The sequence below is a fragment of the Streptomyces sp. NPDC002386 genome, from assembly GCF_053593175.1.
Map to the genome: position 1 here is coordinate 159,002 of NZ_JBSFBX010000011.1, position 18,250 is coordinate 177,251.

Below are 18,250 nucleotides of genomic sequence, written 5' to 3' on the forward strand. Positions count from 1 at the left end.
CCGGGCCGCGCTGTCGCCGCCCGGGTTCCCGGCGACGACGGAGGCTGGATGTCCGCCCACGAGGCACAGGTTCAGGGCCACTGCGATCCGCGCTTCACCGCGGTGCGGGAGGCGTTCGAGGAGAACTTCCGGGAGCGTGGCGACCTGGGCGCCGCCGTGGCGGTGACCGTCGCCGGTGAGACGGTCGTCGATCTGTGGGGCGGCTGGGCGGACGCGGCCCGCACCCGGCCCTGGGAGCGGGACACGCTGGTCAACGTGTGGTCCACCACCAAGGGACCGGTGGCCCTGTGCGCGCACCTGCTCGCCGACCGGGGTCTGCTCGACCTCGACCGGCCGGTGGCCGCGTACTGGCCGGAATTCGCGGCGGCGGGCAAGGAGGACGTCCGCGTGCGGGACCTGCTGTCGCACCGGGCCGGGCTGTCCGGCCTGCGGGAGCCGCACTCCGTCGAGCAGCTCTACGACTGGGAGCTGACGACCGCCAGGCTGGCGGCCACCGAACCCTGGTGGGAGCCGGGCACCCGGTCCGGATATCACGCGCTGACCTGGGGCTTCCTCGTCGGTGAGGTGGTGCGGCGGGTGTCGGGGCTGCGCCCCGGGGCGTTCCTGGAGCGGGAGGTGACCGGGCCGCTCGGCCTGGACTTCACGATCGGTCTGCCGGAGAAGGAGGCCGGCCGGGCGGCCGAACTGGTCCACGCGCGGTCCGGGGACGACGGCGAACGAGCCGCCGCTTTCGGCCGGTTGCCGCAGGCCGCGATCGCCGCCCTCGCCAATCCGCCGGTGGGCGCGGCACAGGCGAACACGGCCGCCTGGCGGGCTGCGGAGATCCCCGCGGCCAACGGGCACGGGACCGCGCGCTCGGTCGCCGCCCTGTACGGCGTCTTCGCCGGCCGGGGCTCCTACGGCGACCGGCGGTTCCTGTCACCGGGGGCGGCGGATCGGGTGCGCGAGGGGCAGGGCAGGTGCCGCGATCTGGTGCTGGGCGCCGGTTTCGAGGGGGAGACCGAGGTCGGGCTCGGCCTGTGGCTGAGCGGCCCGCACGGCTCCTACGGGCCGAACCCGCGCGCTTTCGGACACGACGGGTTCGGGGGTTCCTGCGGACTCGCGGATCCGGAGGCGGAGGTCTCGCTCGGGTACGCGATGAACCGGATGGGGCCGCACATCGCGGACGACCCGCGCAAGAAGGCCCTGGTGAACGCGGTCTACAGCGCCCTGTGAGGCCCGGTCGCGCGGGTGGGTTTCGGCCGAACCACCGGACCGCCCTTCCCTTGTGGTTTAGACCAATGCTAGATGTGGTCGCGCAATGAGCCCGTTCGGCTACGTCTTGTCACCACAGGAGGCGCGGCATGGCCCGCACCACCCCGCTCGACCCCCCGCACACCGACGACACCGGCGACCGGCCCCTGTACTGGCGGGTCGCGTCGCAGCTCCTCGACGAACTGCACGACGGCACCGTCCCGCCCGGCGACCGGCTGCCCAGTGAGCGGCACCTGGCCCGGCACTTCGGTGTCAGCCGGGAGACCGTACGACAGGCCCTGGAGGTGCTGCGCCGCGGCGGCCTGGTCGCCACCGACCGGCGGGGCAGCCACGCCACGCTGCCCGGCCGCCCGGTGGAGGACCCGGTCTCGCTCACCTTCCCGGTGGGGGCCCGGCCCGCGGACCCGGGTGCGGTCGACCGGGCGACGGTGACCTGGGAGGCACCGTCCCCGGAGCACGCTCGGGCGCTCGGGCTGGCCCCGCACCGGCCCACGCTGGTGCACCGCTACCGCTCGGCCGCGCCCGACGGCCACTCGCTGCGCACGGCGGTGACGACGTTCTCCGCGGTGGCGCTGAGCGAGGTCGCGGAGCTGGGCCGCTACCGCGACCGGGCGGACGGGGCCACCCCGGCGCAGCTGCGCCGGGCCTACGACTGGATGCGCAAGGCCGGGCTCACCCTGCACCACCGGGACTCCATCACCCAGGTCGGCGACGCCTCGTCGGTCCGGGTGACGCGCCGGGTGCACGACCAGTACGCGCGCCCGCTGGAGATCACCGATCTGGTGGTCGACTCCGAACGGGACGCACTGGTCTACGAGTTCACACTGCCGGCGGCCGGCTGAGCCCGGGCCACGAGGAGGCGGGCCCGGGGGCTGCCGTCGTCGCGCCGCCCGAACTCGGGCAGCGGCCGCAGCTCCACCGTGAAGCCGGCCCGGGCCAGTCCGTCCACGACGCCGCCGAACCGGAAGGTCCGGTAGTACATGACGAAGGGCGGCCGCCACAGGGCGTTGCGCACCCGCATCGCCGTGTCGAAGCCGAGCAGCGTCCAGTACGCGGGGCTGGAGAGGCGGGGCGGGGCGAAGAGGGGGAAGGCGAAGCGGCCGCCCGGCCGCAGCACCGAGCGGACCTGGGCGAACAGCCCCGGCAGTTCGCGGGGCAGGAAGTGGCCGAAGGCGCCGAAGCTGACCACCAGGTCGAAGGCGGGCCCGAACGGCAGGGCCCGGGCGTCGCCGCGCACCCAGGCGACGCCCGGGCCCGAGGAGGGCGCACGGCGGCGGGCCACGTCGAGCATGCCGCCGCTGAAGTCGACACCCGTGACGCTCCGGCCGCACAGTCCCGCCAGCAGCTCCGTCCCGGCCCCGGTGCCGCAGCACAGGTCGAGCCCGTCCTCGAACGGCCCGAGCGGCCCCAGCGCCTTGGCCACGGACTCCAGCACCGGGCCGGGCGTACGGAACGGGGTGCGGTCGAACTTCGGGGCCAGCAGGTCGTAGCCGTGCTCGACGGACGACATCGCCTGGACGGCGAGCTCGCGCAGGCTGGGGCCTTCGGGGCTGAACATCGTCTCAGCCTAGGCGTACTCACCACTCGGTGACGAGGACACTCGCTGATCGAGGACGCGCAGGACGCGCGCGCACCAGCGCAGGTTCTCCTCCTCGAAGGAGATGCCCGCCATGAGGGTCAGGTACGGGCCGATCCGGTCGGACGTGCGCAGGTACTCCTCCTCGGTCCGCCCGCCGAGGAGACGGGCGCGCACCCGCTCGTAGCGGTCGAGTTTGCCGCGCGCCCAGCCCGCGCGCTCCTCGACGAGCGCCCGGGCGACGGCGGGATCGCCGCCGTCCATGGCCTGGATCTTGATGAGGAGTTCGTCGCGGACGGCGGTGGGGCGTTTCGGCGGTTCGTCGGCGAAGGCGCGCAGCCGGCTCCGGCCGGCCTCGGTCAGGCTGAACATCCGCTTGGTGGGCCGGCGTTCCTGCGGCACCGTGCGGGCCTCGACCAGTCCGTCCTGCGCGAGGCGCTCCAGCTCCCGGTAGAGCTGCTGGGGGGTGGCGGGCCAGAAGTTCGCGAGCGAGACGTCGAACACCTTCGACAGCTCGTAGCCCGAGGCCTCCCCCTCCAGCAGGGCGGCCAGGACGGCGTACTTGAGCGACATGTGGACACGCTAGCAGCAGATGATTACTCTCATCCACACCTATTCAATTAATTGAGTATGCGAGGTGGTCCGATGCGCGCGTTCCGCGAGGCGGTCGAGGCGGGCGACATGGACGCCGTCGAGGCTCTGCTGGCCGATGACGTCGTCTTCACCAGCCCCGTCGTCTTCAAGCCGTACCCGGGCAAGGCGATCACCGCGGCGATCCTGCGCGGGGTGTCCCAGGTCTTCGAGGACTTCCGGTACGAGCGGGAAATCGACGGCGCCGACGGCCGCGACCACGCACTGGTCTTCCGGGCCCGGGTGGGCGACCGGGAGCTGAGCGGCTGCGACTTCATCCACCTCGACGCCGACGGGCTGATCGACGAGCTCACGGTGATGGTGCGCCCGCTCTCGGGCGCCCAGGCCCTCGCCGCGGCCATGGGCGCCCGGTTCGACTCGATCGCGCGGGAGGCGGAAGCGCGCTCCGCGTGAGCGGTGAGCCCCGGACCGGGGTGCCCGGTCAGTCCTTGAGCCGCTCCAGCGTCGCCCTGGTGTCGGTCTTCAGCCAGTCCGTCACATCGGCGAGCGCGGGCGGGTCCTTGTCCTGGTCGTACGAGCTGAGATAGGCGCTGTAGCTCATCGTGTACGTCACCCAGCCGTCGCGCACGGCGAGCGTGGCGTAGCGGGAGCCGCCGGTGGTGCCGCTGGTGGTGTCCTGGCTGACGAGGTAGGCCTCGTCGCCGATGCCCTTCACCGGGCTGACGTCGTAACCGGTGTGGCTGTCACCGTAGTTGCTCCAGGTGGCGGTGAACTCGGGCGCCGGATCGGTCCTGCGGTGCAGGTCCACCTGCACGGTGAGGTAGGCGTCCGAGTAGCTCGACCCGGTCTTCTTCAGGCCCAGGCTGCAGTAGCTCTCGTCCAGGGCCTCGTCCTTGAGGGAGTTGTGGGTGGGCGAGGCGTCGTTCTGCGGGTACTCGTCCTCGAAGGACGAGTAGTCCGCTGCGGAGCACATGTTCGCGGGTGCCGAGTACCCCCGAAGGTCCGCGGTGTCGCCCGGGCCGCCGACGAGGAACACGCCGGCCGCCCAGGCCGCCGAGGCGGCGACCGCTCCGACGGCCGCCCACAGCACCGCCCGTCCCGCCCCGCCGCCACCGGCGGGCGGGGCCGGCACGGGTGCGTACTGCGGTGGCTGGGCGTACGGATGACCGGGCTGCGGCGGCTGGAACCCGCCCGGCCCGCCCACCAGCGTGGGCTCCGCGTGGAACTGACCCGGCGCGGGAGACTGCGGATTCGGATAGGGGTAGGCCGTCGGCTGCGGGGGCACCGCGGGCTGCGGGGCCGGCTGTCCGGGCTGCGGCGCGGGCCGGTCGGCCGGCTGCGGGGACTGCGGGGGCGTGGACATGTCGTGACGATAGTGCGGGGTTGGTGGTCAAGTCCCCTGACGTCCGGGATCGTTATGGTGTGGGGACATCTGGCACGGATCGGTGACGTGCCGTCCGGACACGTGGTCCGGCCTCCCGCGCCGGGCGGGCACGCGCCCGGTCCACCGACTCAGGGCACCGGGCGCACCGGAAGGGCGCGCACGCTGTTGCCGACGAAGCCGGCGTGCGGGGCCAGTTCCGTCTCGGGTACGGCGAGTTCGAGGCCGGGGAAGCGCGTGAACAGCCGCTCCAGGGCGACCGTCGCCTCCAGGCGGGCCAGCGGGGCGCCGAGGCAGTAGTGGGCGCCGTGACCGAGGGAGAGATGACGCACGGCGTCGGGACGGGCGGACCGGGTCACGTCGAAGCGGTCGGCGTCCGGGCCGTGCGCCGCCCCGTCGCGGCCCGCGGCGGAGTAGCCGGCCAGGACGGGTGTGCCGGCGGGTATCGCCGTGCCGTCCACGACGATGTCGCGCACCGGGTAGCGGAACGGGAAGTAGCTGACCGGGGCGTCCCAGCGCAGGGTCTCCTCCACGACGTCGGCCCAGCTCGCCCCGCCCGATCGCACCAGGTCGAGCTGGTCGCGGTGCCCGCACAGGGCGCGTACGGCGTTGGTGATCAGGTTGAGCGTGGTCTCGTGCCCGGCGATGATCATCAGGAGGAGCGTGCCGATCAGCTCCTGCTGGCTGAGCCGGTCGCCGCCGTCGTCCCGGGCCGCTATGAGCGCGCTGGTCAGGTCGCCCCCTGGGGCGGCGGCCTTGGCGGCGGCGATCTCCCCGAGGACGGCGAGGAGTTCGCGGTTGGCGGCGACGGCCGCTCCGGGCTCGGTGTCGGTGGCCACGATCAGGCTGCTGAGGTGGTGCAGCCGGTCCCGGAACCCGGCCTCGACACCGAGGAGTTCGCTGATGACGCCCATGGGCAGCGGCAGCGCGAAGTGCCGGCGCAGATCCGCGACGCCCCCGCCCGCCGCGGCGGCGGTCGCCAGCCCGTCCAGCAGCGACTCGGTCAACTCCGCCACTCGCGGCCTGAGTTCCTCGGTCCGCCGCGGGGTGAAGGCGCGACTGACCAGGGAGCGCAGCCGCCGGTGGTCCTCTCCGTCGGCGGTGGTCATGCCCGGCACGGTCGCGAAGGTGAGCAACGGCCAGCCCTCGGGTATCCGTCCCTCGCCGAGCGCCGTGAAGTGACGCGCGTTCTTGGCCACGCCGGGGTCCTGCAGGAACTCCCGGAGTGCCTCGTGTCCGAGGACGGCCGCGCCCTCGACGCCACCGGGCAGTTCGACCGGGGTCACGGCACCGCGGGCCAGCAGGCGCGCGTTGTCGGCGTGCGGACAGCCGCCCGCGGGGTCCAGCCGGTGCGGCGGCATGGCGGGCGTGGTGTCCACCGGCAGCTCCTGACGGTCGTTCGACGAGGGTGACGCCGACGATCGTAGGCTCACCGACGCGGTCGGACCCGGGGTTCGGTGTCACGGGGAATGTTCCGCGGCGACCGCGTGTTGGCGTCCTCAGGGACATACCGCTCCGCCGGGTGGTACTGTGCCGAGAGCACCCGTGCACGTCCCTCCGCGGACGCCGGTGCCAGTTCTCCCTCATCGCGCCGATCCGAGTGCCGGTCTCCGGCTCCGGCGCATCGGCTTCCCGGCATCACCTCGTGATCAGGCCTCCCGTGCCGTACCCGAGGTGTGTTCCCGCCGCCCGGAGGCGCCTGCGTGTCCGCCTCCCGCTCGCGGCCTCTCTCCCCCCTCCTTCCCCTCTTCGCCGTCCGTCCGTGAAAGGACTTTCCCACCATGACCACCACACTCGAACACCCCCCTGTCGCACAGCGGCCCCCGGCCGCCCGGCCCGTCACCGGTGTCCTGGACATCGACACGCGCGGAAAGGGGCATCTGAGGGCCGCGCACCTGCTGCCCTCCCCCACCGACCCGCAGGTCTCCCCGGCGCTGATCCGCCGTCACGGCCTGCGCAAGGGCGATCTCGTGCGGGGTGAGAGCACGGCGCAGCGCGGCCTGACCGGCGTCACGCTGGTCAACGGCCATGCTCCCGGTGAGATCCGCTCCCGCCGGGACTTCCACCGGCTCACCCCGCTGCACCCCCATGAGCGGCTCCGCCTGGAGCACCCGGCGTCCGGCCTGGCCGGGCGCGTCACCGATCTGTTCGCGCCGGTCGGCAAGGGGCAGCGCGGGCTGATCGTGGCCCCGCCGAAGAGCGGCAAGACCGTGCTGCTCCAGCAGCTCGCCGCCGCGGTCGCCGGCAACCACCCCGACTGCCGGCTGATGGTGCTGCTGCTGGACGAGCGTCCCGAGGAGGTCACCGAGATGCGCCGCTCCGTGCGCGGCGAGGTGTACGCATCCACCTTCGACCGGCCGGCCGGGGAGCACACCGCCCTGGCGGAACTGGTCGTCGAACGGGCCAAGCGGCTGGTCGAGGCCGGTGAGGACGTCGTCATCCTGCTGGACTCGCTGACCCGGCTGTGCCGGGCCCACAACAACGTCTCCGCCGCCGGCGGCCGCACCCTGAGCGGCGGTGTCGACGCCGGCGCGCTGCTCGGCCCCAAGCGGTTCTTCGGCGCCGCCCGGCAGGCCGAGGAGGGCGGCTCGCTCACCATCCTCGCCACCGTCCTGGTGGACACCGGCTCGCGCGCCGACGGCTACTTCTTCGAGGAACTGAAGAGCACCGGCAACATGGAGCTCCGGCTGGACCGGGAGCCCGCTGCCCGCCGGGTCTTCCCGGCCGTGGACATCGACACGACCGGCACCCGCCGGGAGGAACTGCTGCTCACCCCGGCCGAGTTGGCGGCCACCCGGGGTCTGCGCCGGGCCCTGCGCTCCCGCGAGGGCGGACCGGCCGCCCTGGAGACGCTGCTGGAGCGCATGCGGGACACCCCCGACAACGCCGCGTTCCTGCGGCGCGTGCTGCCGACCCTGCCCGCCGGCTGAACGGCTCCGGGCCGCCCGACCGCTCCGCGACCGGACCGCGCCGGGGCGCCCGCGTGCCACATCCGGGTTGCTCCCGTAGGCCGTCCGGCCCGGACAGCGCGCCGGACTCGCCCCAGCTTCCTACGTTGATCTTATGATCACCGGATTCTCTCGTCGGGTCGCCGTCACGGCCTGCTCCCTGTGTGTGGCGGGCACCCTCGCCCTCGCACCGGCCGCCGCCTCCACCGCACACCGCGCGGGGGATCCCGCACCGCCCGGGCCTCACGCGTCGGTGCCGAAGCCGTCCCTGCTCCAGCGCTCCGGCACCCAGGTCAGGCTCCGCCGGGGTGCCCCCGAGGTACCGGACGTCTCCGCACTGTCCTGGCTGGTCGCCGACGCCGACAGCGGCGAGGTGCTGGCCGCCGCCGACGCGCACCGCGAGCTGCCGCCCGCGAGCACCATGAAGACGCTGTTCGCCCTCACCGTGCTGCCCGGCCTGCCCTCCACCATGCGGCACACCGTCGACTACCAAGAACTGGAGGACGTCGGCGAGGGCAGCAGCCTGGTCGGCGTCGAGGAGGGTCACAGCTACCAGGTGGCCGACCTGTGGCGCGGGGTCTTCCTCAGCTCGGGCAACGACGCCGTGCACGTGCTCGCCTCACTCGGCGGCGGCTGGCAGGCCACGGCCCGGAAGATGCAGGCCAAGGCACACTCCCTGGGCGCCCTGGACACCCATGTCGTCTCCCCCGACGGCTACGACGCCGACGGCCAGGTGTCCTCGGCGTACGACCTGGCCGTCTTCGGGCGGGCCGGGCTGCGCAATCCCGACTTCGCCCGGTACTGCTCCACCGTCCGGTCGCAGTTCCCGGGCGACGGATGGCCGTACCAGATCGAGAACACCAACCGGCTGCTCACCGGCGAGGACGGCGTGGCCCCGTACCCCGGACTGATCGGCATCAAGAACGGCTACACCAGCAACGCGGGCAACACCCTCGTCGCCGCCGCGCGCCGGGACGGCCGCACCCTCGTGGTGACCGTGATGAACCCTCAGGAGGGCGGCGGCTTGGCGGTGTACGAGGAAGCCCGCCAACTGCTCGACTGGGGCTTCGCCTCGGCCGGGCGGGTGGACCCGGTGGGATCGCTGGACGCGCTGCGCCCCGGAGGCACGGCGGCCGCGGCGCCCGCGGCGGCCACGCCCGCCCCGGCGCCGGAGGAGGACTCGGACTGGTCGCCCACCGCGGCCGTCGTGGGCTTCACCGGGCTCGGCGCGGCCGCGGTGGCGCTGGCGCTGCGGGCCAAGCACGCCCGGGACGCCCGGGGCTGACCGGCCGGCAGGCCCAGCAGCAGTCCGAGCGTGACCCAGGTGTAGGCGTTGGAGCCGAGGAACCCGCCGAGGCCGGAGGCGTCCCCGGCCCAGAGCCACACCACGCTGGTGCACGGCACCGCGTACAGGGCGGCCGCGAGCCGCGGGTGCCCGGCGCGCGCCAGCACCACGAGGGACGGCAGCAGCCACACCAGGTGGTGGACCCAGGTGACCGGGCTGACCAGGCAGGCCGCCGCGCCGGTGAGCGCGAAGGCAGCCGGCCAGTCGCCGGCCGCCACCGCCCGGCGGGCGCGCAGGGCCCACCCGCACAGGACCACCAGCACCGCACCGGCCCACAGGGCGCGGTCCGGCTCACCGAGGCGGGCCAGGACGCCCTGCAGCGACTGGTTCGAGACGTAGTCGAGCCGCCCGACGCGGCTCGTGTCCCACAGCGCCCCGGTCCAGTAGGAACGCGACGCGCCCGGGTCCGCCCAGGCGGCCAGCGCGGTCGCCGCGGCGGCCACGCAGCTCGCCACCGCGGCCGCCCGCCACCGCCGGGCGAGCAGCAGCAGGACGACGAACAGGGCCGGCGTGAGCTTCACCGCGGCGGCCAGCCCGATCCCGGCGCCCGCCCAGCGGCCGCGGCCGGTCCGCAGCAGCCAGGCGTCGCCGAGCACCAGGGCCAGCAGCACCAGGTTGACCTGCCCGAAGCTGAACGTGTCCCGGAGCGGTTCGAACAGCGCGAGCAGGCACAGCGCCAGCGACCAGCGGAACCAGCCGTGCCGCCGCCCGGGCCCGGCCAGGACGCCCAGGACCACCGCCAGCGCGGCCAGGTTCGCCAGCAGGGAGGCGGCGATCGCGGTGTGCCGGCCCATCGCGGCCAGGGGCAGCATGAGCAGCGCGGCGAACGGCGGATAGGTGAAGCCGTACGACGTCCCCGGCACCCGGTAGTCGTAGATCCGGCCGCCGTGCCCCGCCCAGGTGTGCACGGTCCCGTAGTAGACGCGCAGGTCGAAGAAGTCCCGCAGCAGCGGCACGGTGGCCGTGAACACGGTCACCGCGGCGGCCAGGGCGGCCACGAGCAGCAGACGGCCGCGGCCGGTGCGCGGCAGGGACGGGCCCGTCATGCCGGGCGTCCCGCCGCCGGTGCCCGGGCGGCCAGCCGGGCCTGTCCCAGCACGACCAGGCCCAGCGCGCCGCCGCAGACCGCGAGGGCGAGCTGGCCGGGACCCGGCGGGCAGCCGCTCGGCAGCACCGCGAGCGCCAGCACCCCGGTCAGGGCGGCGACCCGGTGCCGCACCGAGGTGCTGGGCGCGGCCGCCGCGATCAGGAACAGGCCCCACAGCACGTACCAGGGCCGGATGGCCGGGCCGAGCACGGCGACCGCGAGCAGGCTGAGTCCGAGGGCGTACACCGGCAGCGGGCGCAGCCGGAGCCAGATCAGCGTCACGGCGACGGCGGTGGCCACCAGGCCCAGCAGATGCCAGGCGGGCACGGCCAGCGGGGCCAGGCCGCTGCCGAGGTGTTCGAGCAGGGCGCCGGTGGCCCGGCCGAGCAGGCTGGTCAGGGCCCAGTTGTGCGAGGAGACGGGGGTGTCCAGAGCGCCGATCCAGCCGTACCCCGTGCCGGCGACGGCGGTGGCGAGGACCGTGGTCGCGGCGGCGCCGGCCGTGGTCGTCACCGTGGCGCGCAGCGGGCCACCGTGCCGGCGACGGCGGTGGCGAGGACCGTGGTCGCGGCGGCGCCGGCCGTGGTCGTCACCGTGGCGCGCAGCGGGCCGCGGCCGGCGTGGAGCTGGAGGATCAGGGCCGCGGGCAGGCCGAGCGCGGCGGGCGCCTTGACCAGGGCGGCCAGGGTGATGAGCACCGTGCCGAGGAGGGGCCACCGGCCGAGGGCCGCGACCAGGCCGAGTCCCAGCAGGCCGAGCATGAGCGCGTCGTTGTGGGCGCCCGCGACCAGGTGCAGCAGGACCAGCGGGTTCAGGGCGCCCAGCCACAGCGCGGCGGCCGGGTCGGCGCCGCTGTGCCGGGCCAGGCGGGGAAGCGCCGCCGCCATGAGGGCCACGCCGAGCACGGCGACCAGGCGCATGCCGAGCAGACCGGCGGGCAGCTCGCCACGGGTCAGGGCGGACAGCGCGGAGGCCAGGGCGAGGAACGCCGGGCCGTAGGGGGCGGCCGTGTTCTGCCACACCGGGGCCACCTCGTCGGCCGGCGGGCCGCCGAGCCGGGCGGGGCCGTGGGCGTACACGTCCATGTGGGCGTCGACCATGGCGCCCTGCGCGAGATAGCTGTAGACGTCCCGGCTGAAGAGCGGGGGCGCGAGCAGCAGCGGGGCCGCCCAGACGGCGAGCACCAGGAGCAGGGAGCGCACGCCGGGCGGTCGCGGGCCCCGCACGAGACGGCCGAGCAGCGCCCAGGCGGCGGTGAGCAGCACGACACCGCAGTAGACCCCGACCAGGCCGAGCGCGGCCCGCGCGGAGGCGGGAGCGAGCAGGTCCCGCACCGGCAGAGCGCCGGCCGTCTCCCCGCCCAGCGCGAGGAGGGCGGTGCCGGCCAGCCCGAGCACCTGGCAGCGGCGGAGGTCGAGGGGAAGGGCGATGACCGGCACCGGGTCAGCGTGGCAAGGCCGGATGGCCGGAAGACGACGCTCCCCGCACCGGCGGACGGCCCGGACGTGACCGGCGTGTGCGCGGCGGGACGGGCCCGGGTCAGAACACCGAGAGACCGGTGAGCGTGGTGAACCGGTCCAGGGCCGCCACGCCCGCCACCGAGTTGCCCCGCTCGTCGAGCCCCGGACTCCACACGCACAGGGTGCAGCGGCCCGGGACCACCGCGATGATCCCGCCGCCGACGCCGCTCTTGCCGGGCAGCCCGACCCGGTAGGCGAACTCGCCGGCCGCGTCGTACGTCCCGCAGGTCAGCATCACCGCGTTGACCTGCTTGGCCTGGCTGCGGGTGAGCAGCCGGGTGCCGTCGGCGCGGATGCCGTGCCGGGCCAGGAAGCCGGTGGCGAGGGCGAGGTCGGCGCAGGAGGCGGCGACGGAGCACTGCCGGAAGTACTGGTCGAGCAGCACCGGTACGTCGTTGTCGATGTTGTGGTACGACGCCATGAAGTGGGCGAGGGCCGCGTTGCGGTCGCCGTGCGCGGTCTCGGAGGCGGCGACCTCCAGGTCGAAGTCCAGCCCGGGGTTGCCGCTCTCGGTGCGCAGGAAGGCGAGCAGTTCGCCGGAGGCGTCGCCGGTGCGGGTCTGCAGGCGGTCGGTGACGACCAGCGCGCCCGCGTTGATGAACGGGTTGCGCGGGATGCCGTTCTCGTACTCGAGCTGCACCAGGGAGTTGAACGGGTTGCCGGAGGGCTCGCGGCCGACGTGCTCCCAGAGTTCGTCGCCCTCGCGGGCCAGGTCCAGGGCGAGGGTGAACACCTTGGTGATGGACTGCGTGGAGAACGGCTGCCGCCACTCCCCCACCCCGTACACCGTGCCGTCCAGTTCGGCGACGGCCATGCCGAAGCTGCGCGGGTCGCAGGCCGCGAGCGCCGGGATGTAGTCGGCGGGGCGCCCGCGGCCGGGCGTGCGGCCCAGCTCCTGCGCGATGCGCTCCAGGACCGGCAGGAAGGCGGGGGACGACGTCGCTGTCATGATCGCCATTGTGCCTCCCGGCCGGTCCGGGCGCGTCGTGCGTGCCCGCTCGGGTCAGGCGGCGGGCGCCCCGCTGCCCGCGACGATCTCGGGGCGCAGCAGTCCGGCCAGCCGGTCGGCGGGCAACAGGCCCTTCTCCAGCACGAGTTCGGCCACGCCCCGGCCGGTGGCGAGGGCTTCCTTGGCGATGTCGGTGGCGGCCGTGTAGCCGATGTACGGGTTGAGCGCGGTGACCAGCCCGATGGAGTTCTCCACGGCCGCGCGCAGCCGCTCGGTGTTGGCGGTGATGCCGGTGACGCACCGCTCGGCCAGCGTCAGGCAGGCGCTGCGCAGATGGGTGATGCTCTCCGACAGGGAGTGCAGGATGAGCGGCTCGAACGCGTTGAGCTGGAGCTGTCCGGCCTCGGCGGCCATGGTGATGGCGACGTCGTTGCCGATGACCTCGAAGGCGACCTGGTTGACGACCTCGGGGATGACCGGGTTGACCTTGCCGGGCATGATCGACGAACCGGCCTGCACCGGCGGCAGGTTGATCTCGCCGAGGCCCGCGCGGGGACCGGAGGACAGCAGGCGCAGGTCGTTGCAGCTCTTGGAGAGCTTGACCGCGATCCGCTTCAGCACGCCGGACATCTGCACGAAGGCACCGCAGTCCTGGGTGGCCTCGACCAGGTTGGCCGCGGTGACCAGGGGCAGTCCGGTGATGGCGGCGAGGTGCCGGCGGGCGGCCTCGGCGTAACCGGCCGGGGCGTTGAGGCCGGTGCCGATGGCGGTGGCGCCGAGGTTGATCTCGTGGATCAGTTCCACGGCCTCGGCGAGCCGGCTGCGGTCCTCGTCGAGCATCACGGCGAACGTCGAGAACTCCTGGCCGAGGGTCATCGGCACGGCGTCCTGGAGTTGGGTGCGGCCCATCTTCAGTACGTCGCGGAACTCGAAGGCCTTGCCCGCGAAGGCGTCCTGGAGGACGGCCATGGCCTTGAGCAGGCCGCGCACCGCGAACACCGTCGCGATCTTGACGGCGGTGGGATACACGTCGTTCGTGGACTGGCCGAGGTTGACGTCCTCGTTGGGGTGCAGGTGCTCGTACCGGCCCTTGCCGTGGCCGAGCAGTTCCAGCGCGCGGTTGGCCACGACCTCGTTGGCGTTCATGTTGGTGGACGTGCCGGCGCCGCCCTGGATGACGTCCACCACGAACTGGTCGTGCAGAGCGCCCGCGCGTATCTCCCGGCAGGCGGCGACGATCGCGGCCGCCTTCCGGGGCTCCAGCAGGCCGAGTTCCTCGTTGGCGAGGGCGGCGGCCTCCTTCACGGCGGCCAGGGCGTCGATCAGGTGCGGGTAGGCGGAGATCGGGGTGCCGGTGATGGGGAAGTTCTCCGTCGCGCGCAGGGTGTGGATGCCCCAGTACGCGTCGGCGGGTACGTCGCGGTCGCCGAGCAGGTCGTGCTCGCTTCGGGTGGCGGCGGTCATCGGGGTGCGGCCTCTTTCGGAGGGACAGGGGGTGTGGGGGTGGGGTCAGGCGCAGGTCGGCAGCGGGACCGGGTCCAGTGCCGCCACCGGCCGCACCCGGCCGACCGGCTCCCCTCCGCCGAGCAGCGGCTCGCCCGCGAACGCGGTGAGCAGGGCGGGGTCGACGCCGGCCCGGGCCAGGGCCGCCGCGGCCACCGGTATGCGGGCCCGGTTCGCGCCGTCGGCGATCTTGACGGCGACGGCGCGGCCGTCCGGGAGCGCGGCGACCTGGACGCCCTCGAAGCCGTCCTTGGCGAGCAGGCCCGGCACGGCCCGCATCAGCTCGGCCACGTCCCGGCCGGCGCCGGAGGCCATCTCGGCGTGCTCGCGCATGGCGTCGGCCACCCGGGCCCCGGCGGTACCGGGCGCGGCGGTGGTGAGACGGGCGGCGGCGCGGGCGAGGCCGTGCAGCGAGACGGAGAACAGCGGCGCGCCGCAGCCGTCCACGGTCACCCGGGCGATCGGCTGGCCGGTGAGTTCCTCGACCGTGTCCGCGACGGCCCGCTGGAGCGGGTGGGCCGGGTCCAGGTAGTCCGGCAGGGACCAGCCGTTGAGCTTCGCGGTCCACAGCATCGCCGCGTGCTTGCCGGAGCAGTTCTGGGCGAGCCGGGAGGGCTCCCGGCCCGCGCGGACCCAGGCGTCCCGGACGGCCGGTCCGTACGGCATGTCGGGCACGTTGCGCAGGTCCTCCGCGCCGAGCCCGGCGAGTTCCAGGATCCGCCGGGTGCCGTCGAGGTGCCGCTCCTCGCCGGAGTGGCTCGCGGCGGCCAGCGAGAGCAGCGCGCCGTCCAGCGGGAGCCCGGCGCGCAGCATGGCCATGGCCTGGAGCGGCTTGAGGGCCGAGCGGGGGTAGAACGCGGCCTCGATGTCGCCGAGCTGGAGCTGGACACGGCCGTCGGCGCCGAGGACGACGACCGAGCCGTAGTGGACGCCCTCGACGACTCCGCCGCGCACGAGGTGGGCGACGGGGGCGTGCCGGGGTTCCCGGACGGCGGGCGCGGACGCGGTGGCGGGAGAGCTGCTGTACATCACTGCCTGAATCGGTGGTCGGGGTGGGGAGGGCGGGACGGGTGCGGGGCGCGGGTGGCGTGGACCGGATCGCGGGTCACGCGCCGGGGCGGCCGTCGGCGGCCGCGTCGGGGCGGCCGGCGCGCACGATGTCGGTGAGGGTCGTCTCGACGCGGTCGAGGTGGTGGCTCATGGCCTGGACGGCGTCGTGTTCGCTGCCGTCCGCCAGCGCCTCGAGGATCGCCCGGTGTTCCCGGTTGGACTGCTCGCGGCGCCCGCCCAGTTCGTTGAGGAAGGCCGACTGGCGGGCCAGCGCGTCGCGGATCTCCTCGATGACCCGGCGGAAGACGGGGTTCTGCGCGGCCTCGGCGACGGCGAGGTGGAAGAGGCTGTCCATCGCGACCCACGCGGTGGTGTCCGTCTCCCGCTCCATGCGGTCGAGCAGCCGGTCGAGGCGGTCCAGGTTCTCCGGGGTGCGGCGGACCGCCGCGTAGCCGGCGACCGGTATCTCGACGTGGCGGCGGACCTCGAGCAGATGACCGGCCGTGTAGTCGCCGAAGGTGGGCTCGTCGACGGAGTCCGCGACGACGAAGGTGCCCTTGCCGGTGCGGGAGACCGTCAGGCCCATCGTCTGCAGCGCGCGCAGCGCCTCGCGGAGCACCGGCCGGGAGACCTCGAGGGTGCGGCACAGCTCGGCCTCGGAGGGGAGCTTGTCGCCCACGGCGTACTCGCCGCGTTCGATGGCACCGCGCAGGTGGCCGAGGACCGCCTCCATGGCGCTGACGCGCCGCGGACCGGGACCACCTGTCTGGCTGTCTGACAGGTTCACACGAGCGATCCTGCGGCCTGCGGGACGACCCTGTCAAGGCGGGCCGATCGGGGGAACGGACACGGGGTGCGGCGCCCGGGCCGGGCTGCCGCACCCCGTGGGTGACCGGTGACTTCGCTCAGCTGCTGAGGGTGCCGGTGGCGAGGAGGCCGAGGAGCGCGACGCCGATCACGATCCGGTAGATCACGAAGGCGTTGAAGGAGTGCTTGGCGACGAACTTCAGCAGCCAGGCGATGGAGGCGTAGGCGACCACGAAGGACACGATCGTCCCGGCGGCCAGCGGGGCGGCGCCCACCCCCGCGCCGAGGGCGTCCTTCAGCTCGTAGATGCCGGCGCCGGTCAGGGCCGGGATGCCGAGGAAGAACGACAGCCGGGTGGCCGCGACCCGGTCCAGGTCGAGGATGAGCGCGGTGGACATGGTGGCGCCGGAGCGGGAGAAGCCGGGGAAGAGCAGCGCGAGGATCTGCGAGCAGCCGACCAGCATCGCGTCCTTGAAGGAGGTGTCGTCCTCACCGCGCTTGTGCCGGCCCATCTGGTCGGCCGCCCACATCACACCGGATCCGACGATCAGGGAGCCGGCGACCACCCAGAGCGAGGCGAGCGGGCCTTCGATCAGCGGCTTCGCGGCCAGGCCGACCACGACGATCGGGATGGTCGCGGCGATCACCCACCAGGCGAACTTGTAGTCGTGGTGGTAGCGCTCCTCGGGCTTGGTCAGGCCGCGGAACCAGGCGGAGACGATCCGCTTGATGTCCTTGAAGAAGTACACGAGCACGGCCGCGATGGCGCCGACCTGGATGACGGCGGAGAACCCGACGACGGACTTGTCGTCGACGGGGATGTCCATGAGCCCCTCGGCGATCTTGAGGTGGCCGGTCGACGACACGGGGAGGAATTCGGTCACCCCCTCGACTACTCCGAGGACGACGGCCTGACCGACGGAGATGGCGCTCATGGGATCCAGTTCTGAGGAGAGTTGGTCGACAGTGCTGTAGACGTTCCTACTATGCCCGGTGCGGCGGACCGGTCGCTACGCCCACAGGGCGCCGGCGAGCCACACCCCGGCGAAGGCCGCCGCCAGACCGGCCACCACGCTCGCCGCGGCGTTGGCCGCAGCGTAGAGGGCCGCACCGGCCTCGGTCAGCCTGAGCGTCTCGTAGGAGAAGGTCGAGTACGTCGTCAGGGCCCCGCACAGGCCGGTGCCCAGCAGCAGCTGAAGGTGCTGACCTGCGGCTCCCGCGGAGGCGGCACCGGTGAGCAGCCCCAGGACCAGGCAGCCGGTGACGTTCACCACGAACGTGCCCCAGGGGAAGAGCGAGTCGTGCCTGGCCTGGACGGCGCGGTCGGTGAGATAGCGCAGGGGCGCGCCGACCGCGGCCCCCAGCACGACCAGCAGCCAGTTCACAACGACCTCTTACCGTTCGGGTCCGTTCCGTCCGGGTCCGGGCCCCGCCCCACGTACCGGATGACCTCGCAGTCCTCCAAGGTCACCAGCCCTTCGCCGACCAGTTCGTCGAGCTGCGGCAGGAACGCCCTGATGCGCTCCTCGGTGTCCACGACGACGATCGCGACCGGCAGGTCCTCGCTCAGCGAGAGCAGCCGGGAGGTGTGGATGCGTGAGGAGGCGCCGAAGCCCTCGACGCCCCGGAAGACGCTGGCCCCGGCGAGTCCGGCGGCGTGCGCACGGTGCACGATCTCGGAGTAGAGCGGCCTGTGGTGCCAGGTGTCGTCCTCGCCGATGTACACGGTCAGCCGCAGGGCCCGGCCGGTGAGGGATGTCATCGCTGCCTCCTGGTGAGCAGGGCACGGGCGGCGGCCGAGGCCGCCCACACCGCCGCGAGGGCCGCGAGCAGGGTGACGGCGAGATACGCCAGGGCTGTGCGCGGGTGCCCGCCGTCGGTCAGCTTCTGGATGTCGACGGCGTAGGTGGAGAAGGTCGTGTAGCCGCCGAGCACCCCGGTGCCGAAGAAGGGGCGGACCAGGCGGTGGGCGGCCCACACATCGGTGATCAGCACCATGAGGACGCCGATCACGGCGCAGCCGGAGACGTTGGTCCAGAAGGTCGCCCAGGGGAAACCGCCGGTCGGGGTTGGCCAGGCCAGGGTGAGCGCGTAGCGGGCCGTCGCCCCGAGGGAGCCGCCGGCGGCGACCACCGCGACGACGGGAGCCTGGGCGCGCCATTCGGACCGCCGCCGCTGGGCGGGGCGGGCGCGGAGGCTCTCGGCTTCCGGGGCTGTCATGCTCGTGGATCTCCTGTTC

Annotated in this window: 17 protein-coding genes and 2 pseudogenes; 5 read left to right on the top strand and 14 right to left on the bottom strand. The window is 74.0% G+C overall.

Annotated elements, in window-relative coordinates:
• Nucleotides 1-48: 48 nt before the first annotated feature.
• Together ACWCPN_RS22810 and ACWCPN_RS22815 are read left to right on the top strand one after the other, a co-directional pair.
• On the top strand, nucleotides 49-1,215 hold the full coding sequence (locus tag ACWCPN_RS22810; RefSeq protein ID WP_451209060.1) for a serine hydrolase domain-containing protein: 1,167 nt from the start codon (nucleotides 49-51) through the stop codon (nucleotides 1,213-1,215).
• Nucleotides 1,216-1,343: 128 nt separating this feature from the next.
• Nucleotides 1,344-2,096: a GntR family transcriptional regulator gene (locus ACWCPN_RS22815; protein ID WP_451209063.1), complete on the top strand. Its 753-nt coding sequence runs from the start codon at nucleotides 1,344-1,346 to the stop codon at nucleotides 2,094-2,096.
• Here ACWCPN_RS22815 and ACWCPN_RS22820 read toward each other — a convergent pair.
• On the bottom strand, nucleotides 2,066-2,812 hold the full coding sequence (locus tag ACWCPN_RS22820) for a methyltransferase domain-containing protein (RefSeq protein ID WP_451209065.1): 747 nt from the start codon (nucleotides 2,810-2,812) through the stop codon (nucleotides 2,066-2,068). The genes ACWCPN_RS22815 and ACWCPN_RS22820 overlap by 31 nt on opposite strands.
• 9 nt (nucleotides 2,813-2,821) lie before the next feature.
• Nucleotides 2,822-3,403, bottom strand: coding sequence for a PadR family transcriptional regulator (locus ACWCPN_RS22825; protein WP_451209068.1), 582 nt, complete (start codon nucleotides 3,401-3,403; stop codon nucleotides 2,822-2,824).
• A 72-nt stretch (nucleotides 3,404-3,475) separates the two neighbouring features.
• Here ACWCPN_RS22825 and ACWCPN_RS22830 point away from each other — a divergent pair, with 72 nt between their 5' ends.
• A complete protein-coding gene (locus tag ACWCPN_RS22830; protein WP_451209071.1) occupies nucleotides 3,476-3,874 on the top strand; it encodes a nuclear transport factor 2 family protein in 399 nt (132 codons plus the stop codon).
• 28 nt (nucleotides 3,875-3,902) lie between these two features.
• Here ACWCPN_RS22830 and ACWCPN_RS22835 read toward each other — a convergent pair whose 3' ends face one another.
• Together ACWCPN_RS22835 and ACWCPN_RS22840 are read right to left on the bottom strand one after the other, a co-directional pair.
• Nucleotides 3,903-4,784, bottom strand: coding sequence for a hypothetical protein (locus ACWCPN_RS22835; protein WP_451209074.1), 882 nt, complete (start codon nucleotides 4,782-4,784; stop codon nucleotides 3,903-3,905).
• A gap of 149 nt (nucleotides 4,785-4,933) precedes the next feature.
• Nucleotides 4,934-6,163, bottom strand: coding sequence for a cytochrome P450 family protein (locus tag ACWCPN_RS22840; RefSeq protein WP_451209349.1), 1,230 nt, complete (start codon nucleotides 6,161-6,163; stop codon nucleotides 4,934-4,936).
• Between the two features lie 420 nt (nucleotides 6,164-6,583).
• On the opposite strand from ACWCPN_RS22840, the gene rho reads away from it, so the two are divergent.
• Both rho and ACWCPN_RS22850 read left to right on the top strand, forming a co-directional pair.
• Nucleotides 6,584-7,732 (top strand): transcription termination factor Rho, encoded by a 1,149-nt coding sequence (gene rho, locus ACWCPN_RS22845; protein WP_451209077.1) that lies wholly within the window; start codon nucleotides 6,584-6,586, stop codon nucleotides 7,730-7,732.
• Between the two features lie 133 nt (nucleotides 7,733-7,865).
• Nucleotides 7,866-8,699 (top strand): annotated as a pseudogene (locus tag ACWCPN_RS22850) (D-alanyl-D-alanine carboxypeptidase family protein); the annotation flags it as partial.
• Between the two features lie 59 nt (nucleotides 8,700-8,758).
• Here the strand turns inward: ACWCPN_RS22850 and ACWCPN_RS22855 are convergent.
• From ACWCPN_RS22855 to ACWCPN_RS22900, 10 genes and pseudogenes are all read right to left on the bottom strand, one after another.
• Entirely contained in the window at nucleotides 8,759-10,141 is a 1,383-nt protein-coding gene (locus ACWCPN_RS22855) for a glycosyltransferase family 87 protein (RefSeq protein WP_451209080.1), read from the bottom strand.
• A pseudogene (gene mptB / locus ACWCPN_RS22860) lies at nucleotides 10,138-11,612 on the bottom strand (polyprenol phosphomannose-dependent alpha 1,6 mannosyltransferase MptB). The gene ACWCPN_RS22855 and the pseudogene mptB overlap by 4 nt, the downstream one beginning before the upstream one ends.
• A 109-nt stretch (nucleotides 11,613-11,721) precedes the next feature.
• Nucleotides 11,722-12,660 carry a glutaminase gene (locus ACWCPN_RS22865; protein WP_451209083.1) on the bottom strand — a complete coding sequence of 313 codons (939 nt, stop codon included), beginning with the start codon at nucleotides 12,658-12,660 and terminating at the stop codon, nucleotides 11,722-11,724.
• Between the two features lie 45 nt (nucleotides 12,661-12,705).
• A complete protein-coding gene (gene aspA, locus ACWCPN_RS22870; protein WP_451209086.1) occupies nucleotides 12,706-14,115 on the bottom strand; it encodes an aspartate ammonia-lyase in 1,410 nt (469 codons plus the stop codon).
• A gap of 45 nt (nucleotides 14,116-14,160) precedes the next feature.
• Nucleotides 14,161-15,183 (bottom strand): asparaginase, encoded by a 1,023-nt coding sequence (locus tag ACWCPN_RS22875; protein WP_451209089.1) that lies wholly within the window; start codon nucleotides 15,181-15,183, stop codon nucleotides 14,161-14,163.
• A 76-nt stretch (nucleotides 15,184-15,259) separates the two neighbouring features.
• Entirely contained in the window at nucleotides 15,260-15,991 is a 732-nt protein-coding gene (locus ACWCPN_RS22880; RefSeq protein ID WP_451209092.1) for a FadR/GntR family transcriptional regulator, read from the bottom strand.
• A gap of 118 nt (nucleotides 15,992-16,109) precedes the next feature.
• Nucleotides 16,110-16,946 carry an undecaprenyl-diphosphate phosphatase gene (locus tag ACWCPN_RS22885; RefSeq protein ID WP_199209462.1) on the bottom strand — a complete coding sequence of 279 codons (837 nt, stop codon included), beginning with the start codon at nucleotides 16,944-16,946 and terminating at the stop codon, nucleotides 16,110-16,112.
• 75 nt (nucleotides 16,947-17,021) lie between these two features.
• Complete coding sequence (gene crcB, locus ACWCPN_RS22890; protein WP_451209095.1) at nucleotides 17,022-17,396, bottom strand: fluoride efflux transporter CrcB; 375 nt, start codon at nucleotides 17,394-17,396, stop codon at nucleotides 17,022-17,024.
• Nucleotides 17,393-17,773 (bottom strand): DUF190 domain-containing protein, encoded by a 381-nt coding sequence (locus ACWCPN_RS22895; protein WP_451209098.1) that lies wholly within the window; start codon nucleotides 17,771-17,773, stop codon nucleotides 17,393-17,395. Before ACWCPN_RS22895 ends, crcB begins: the two co-directional genes overlap by 4 nt.
• Nucleotides 17,770-18,231 carry a FluC/FEX family fluoride channel gene (locus ACWCPN_RS22900; protein WP_451209101.1) on the bottom strand — a complete coding sequence of 154 codons (462 nt, stop codon included), beginning with the start codon at nucleotides 18,229-18,231 and terminating at the stop codon, nucleotides 17,770-17,772. The genes ACWCPN_RS22895 and ACWCPN_RS22900 overlap by 4 nt, the downstream gene beginning before the upstream one ends.
• Nucleotides 18,232-18,250: the final 19 nt, after the last annotated feature.

Coding starts and splice junctions, on each gene's coding strand:
- ACWCPN_RS22810 (WP_451209060.1), top strand. CDS start 49: ATGTCCGCCCACGAGGCACAGGTTCAGGGCCACTGCGATCCGCGCTTC.
- ACWCPN_RS22815 (WP_451209063.1), top strand. CDS start 1,344: ATGGCCCGCACCACCCCGCTCGACCCCCCGCACACCGACGACACCGGC.
- ACWCPN_RS22820 (WP_451209065.1), bottom strand. CDS start 2,812: ATGTTCAGCCCCGAAGGCCCCAGCCTGCGCGAGCTCGCCGTCCAGGCG.
- ACWCPN_RS22825 (WP_451209068.1), bottom strand. CDS start 3,403: ATGTCGCTCAAGTACGCCGTCCTGGCCGCCCTGCTGGAGGGGGAGGCC.
- ACWCPN_RS22830 (WP_451209071.1), top strand. CDS start 3,476: ATGCGCGCGTTCCGCGAGGCGGTCGAGGCGGGCGACATGGACGCCGTC.
- ACWCPN_RS22835 (WP_451209074.1), bottom strand. CDS start 4,784: ATGTCCACGCCCCCGCAGTCCCCGCAGCCGGCCGACCGGCCCGCGCCG.
- ACWCPN_RS22840 (WP_451209349.1), bottom strand. CDS start 6,163: ATGCCGCCGCACCGGCTGGACCCCGCGGGCGGCTGTCCGCACGCCGAC.
- rho (WP_451209077.1), top strand. CDS start 6,584: ATGACCACCACACTCGAACACCCCCCTGTCGCACAGCGGCCCCCGGCC.
- ACWCPN_RS22855 (WP_451209080.1), bottom strand. CDS start 10,141: ATGACGGGCCCGTCCCTGCCGCGCACCGGCCGCGGCCGTCTGCTGCTC.
- ACWCPN_RS22865 (WP_451209083.1), bottom strand. CDS start 12,660: ATGGCGATCATGACAGCGACGTCGTCCCCCGCCTTCCTGCCGGTCCTG.
- aspA (WP_451209086.1), bottom strand. CDS start 14,115: ATGACCGCCGCCACCCGAAGCGAGCACGACCTGCTCGGCGACCGCGAC.
- ACWCPN_RS22875 (WP_451209089.1), bottom strand. CDS start 15,183: ATGTACAGCAGCTCTCCCGCCACCGCGTCCGCGCCCGCCGTCCGGGAA.
- ACWCPN_RS22885 (WP_199209462.1), bottom strand. CDS start 16,946: ATGAGCGCCATCTCCGTCGGTCAGGCCGTCGTCCTCGGAGTAGTCGAG.
- ACWCPN_RS22895 (WP_451209098.1), bottom strand. CDS start 17,773: ATGACATCCCTCACCGGCCGGGCCCTGCGGCTGACCGTGTACATCGGC.
- ACWCPN_RS22900 (WP_451209101.1), bottom strand. CDS start 18,231: ATGACAGCCCCGGAAGCCGAGAGCCTCCGCGCCCGCCCCGCCCAGCGG.